Below are 3035 nucleotides of genomic sequence, written 5' to 3'. Positions count from 1 at the left end.
TACAATCTTGCTTTGCATACATATAAACGTGCTGCATGTTTGTGTTCGGTACTCATCAATTCATCTTTGGTATTACTCTGCTAAAGTATGAGTTTGTGTTTTTGTTACACAAAAACCTTTCCGGGAGAAGACCCGGAAAGAACTTGCTTAGCGCTCCCGGTGGTCGCACAAAGTGAAGAAAGAAAGGAAGAGAAAACAATGGAAACTGTAAAAAAACAAGACAGGCTGAAAAAGTCTAAAGGCGGTCGGCCTGTAAAAGCATTGAAAAGGGAAAATGACATTCGGGTCAGGCTGACACAAACCGAGCATTTTTTGATCAGTGAAAAAGCAAAAAAAGCGGGGATGACTATTAGCGAATGGTTCAGGCGTTCGGCAGTGAGAGGTAAGGTTTTAGTGAGGGTTAACACCGAAGATTTAAAGGTATTGAGAACATTATCAGGTATGGCCAACAATCTAAACCAGCTAACTAAGTTAGCCCATCAACAGGGATTTCTAGTTGTTCAGCGTAAATGCCGGGAACTCCTTTCAGATATTGATGATACTTTAAAAAAACTAAGCAGCGATGATAGGTAAAGTAGTGATCGGAAAAAGTTTCGGTGGGTGCGTAAGATATGTCGTACAGAAACAGGATGCACAGGTATTATACGGTGAAGGGTTACGGATAGAGAACACCGATACGATGACGCACGATTTAAATATGCAGAGGAAAATTAACCCGGCATTAGGAAATGCGGTCGGTCATATCTCCTTGAATTGGAGTGCAAAAGACAAAGATAAACTGACCCCGGAAATCATGCTTGCCACCGCGCAGGAGTACTTAGCCAAAATGAAGATTAGAGATACACAGGTTTTAATCGTTCAGCACAAAGACCGAAACCACCCGCACCTTCATATTATCTACAACAGGGTCAACAACGAGGGTAAAACCGTATCAGACCAATATCAGTACAAAAGGAATTTGCAGGTATGTAAGGAATTGACCGTTAGTCAGGGTTTTCATCTGGCTACAGGGAAGGCGCAGGTAAACCGTGAACAGCTAAAAGGTGCAGATAAAACTAAGTACCAATTGTATGATATGATAAGTAAAGCAATCCCTATGGCCAAGAATTGGGAACAGTTTGAAAAGATACTTGCAAAAGACAATGTCTCTATACAGTTTAAGTACAAATGCACAACAGATCAGGTACAGGGGGTATCCTTTGGCTTGAATAAACAGACCTTTAAAGGTTCAGAGATTGACCGCTCCTTCAGTTTCGGCAAATTGGATGCAAGGTTAAATCTTGGACAGCAGATCAACAAAGAAGTATCGAGAGGCAAGCATTACGAAAAAGGAGAAAAAAACAGAGCTGTTTATACTCCCGATCACGAAGGGAACCAAACTCCAGTGGTAGTCTCGATACTAAAAGAGTTGCTGAGTCCCGTTTACTCTGCTCCTGATTATGGGGCACCAATTCCGAGAAAAAAGAAAAAGAAGAAAAAAGGCAGGTATCCTGAGGTGGTAATAAGCCGATAAATTATTAATCGATTAATTATGGAAAATGCAGAGGAAAAAATGGAGGCAATGGAACAGGCAATTGACAGCTTTATTCCTAAAATGCAGGAAATGCAAACTGCCATAACCGAACAGGCAAAAGTGAAAATCCCGGACTATAAGGAGGATTTCGATAAAATCATTCAATTCAGTCAAAAAACCAGTGAAGGTATAAACAAGAGTCTAACACATTTTAAGGAATCCGTTAATGTCTTGATTGAAGTCATACAGTCTATACCCAAACAGGAGCCAGTACAGCACCATCACCACTTTGATATCAAATCAAAAGTTTTTGTCACCAGTTTTGTAATTATGCTTTTAACTGTTGCAGTGTCAATAGGTTTAGCCGTCAGCTTTGGGATTGGCTATATGAAACGTTACCATGAGGCAACATCCTATTCTATTGTCAGGGCTTTTTATCCCAAAGTTGCCAAATATGTAGATAATGCTTACAGTACCAATGCAGAAGAGATCATAAGGGAAGCAGAAATAAGGATTGAAGAGCAAAAGACTTTATCCTCTGAAGACTATGAAAGGATGATTGATAAACGGGATAAAAAGCGGTCTAAAGATCAAATGAAGAGTAAGAGAAAAAGGAAATAAAGTTCAATCCCTACCGCATTTGCGGCCTGCGAAACCCAAAAAGGGTTTCGCTTTGGTGTTTACGGGAAAATGTTTGTGGGGATAGTGGATGTATTTGCTAAAATTTGTCCTCTCAAAATTTGTGCTTAATCACATTACAAGATCAAATTGTTGATAACTGACAAAATATCCAGTTTTGTCATAAAAATGTTTCAAAAAAGATGAAATACCTGACAATTAAATGTGTATAAATAAAAGGTGAAATAATTTTATCAAAAAAGATTTAAAAATTTTATGCTATTTATAATGGGGAATAATGTAGGTGTATTTCCTTATTTTGTTAAAAAAATTAGTAAAAAATAACATTCTCCACCATTCTACAAAAATTACACCAATTCTATTAGTAACTTGTTTCATGTTTTTTAGGCGACTGACAGAATCTTTACTGGCACCTTGGTTGAGTGTAAGGTTTGGCTTGCAGAAATTTTGGTCGATCGATGCAAGCAAGCTAGCAATCAAGGCAAGAAAGCTGGATAGCTTTCGATGGATTTTTAAATTAACGGCGCAAAGATAAAAATAGTTTTCGTTTTTCAAATTATTGCTGCCAGTAAATAAAAATATATCCATTTGTCTGAACCAACACCTGCATATTAAGTGATGTAGGTATGTTTAACTTAACAAAAAAGACATGGACAATTTTCCAAAGAAAAATTGGGTGCTAAGCCCCTCTGTGAGAGTCAAATCTCAACTTCCAAAACTAGTTATTGAATTTTTAAATATGGAGGTGAAAAATGGCGACAAACAGAACTAACCATTTAAATGATGTTTGGAATTGCAACATTAAAGTTGACATTTAGTTAAGCGGCAATATTTTGTTTATTTAAGTTTCTACCAAATTCTTCTGGGGACAAGTATCCCAGTG

General features: G+C 37.6%; 3 protein-coding genes. All 3 read left to right on the top strand.

The genetic code is table 11. The features are described from left to right. Positions 1–198 precede the first annotated feature (198 nt). From BLW16_RS22790 to BLW16_RS22780, 3 genes are read left to right on the top strand one after another with little or no spacing between them, the layout of a single operon-like run. A complete protein-coding gene (locus BLW16_RS22790; RefSeq protein WP_175470692.1) occupies positions 199–573 on the top strand; it encodes a plasmid mobilization protein in 375 nt (124 codons plus the stop codon). Next, positions 563–1513 carry a relaxase/mobilization nuclease domain-containing protein gene (locus BLW16_RS22785; RefSeq protein ID WP_090560187.1) on the top strand — a complete coding sequence of 317 codons (951 nt, stop codon included), beginning with the start codon at positions 563–565 and terminating at the stop codon, positions 1511–1513. Before BLW16_RS22790 ends, BLW16_RS22785 begins: the two co-directional genes overlap by 11 nt. Positions 1514–1531: 18 nt before the next feature. Further along, positions 1532–2134 carry a hypothetical protein gene (locus BLW16_RS22780; RefSeq protein WP_090560186.1) on the top strand — a complete coding sequence of 201 codons (603 nt, stop codon included), beginning with the start codon at positions 1532–1534 and terminating at the stop codon, positions 2132–2134. Positions 2135–3035 lie beyond the last annotated feature (901 nt).

Origin of the sequence: Pedobacter hartonius, from assembly GCF_900107535.1 — a bacterium.
GTDB classification, from domain to species: domain Bacteria; phylum Bacteroidota; class Bacteroidia; order Sphingobacteriales; family Sphingobacteriaceae; genus Pedobacter; species Pedobacter hartonius.
The sequence above is the reverse complement of the archived record's forward strand: the minus strand, read 5'-3'. Positions and strand labels throughout refer to the sequence as shown.

Coding starts and splice junctions, on each gene's coding strand:
- BLW16_RS22790 (WP_175470692.1), top strand. CDS start 199: ATGGAAACTGTAAAAAAACAAGACAGGCTGAAAAAGTCTAAAGGCGGT.
- BLW16_RS22780 (WP_090560186.1), top strand. CDS start 1,532: ATGGAAAATGCAGAGGAAAAAATGGAGGCAATGGAACAGGCAATTGAC.
- BLW16_RS22785 (WP_090560187.1), top strand. CDS start 563: ATGATAGGTAAAGTAGTGATCGGAAAAAGTTTCGGTGGGTGCGTAAGA.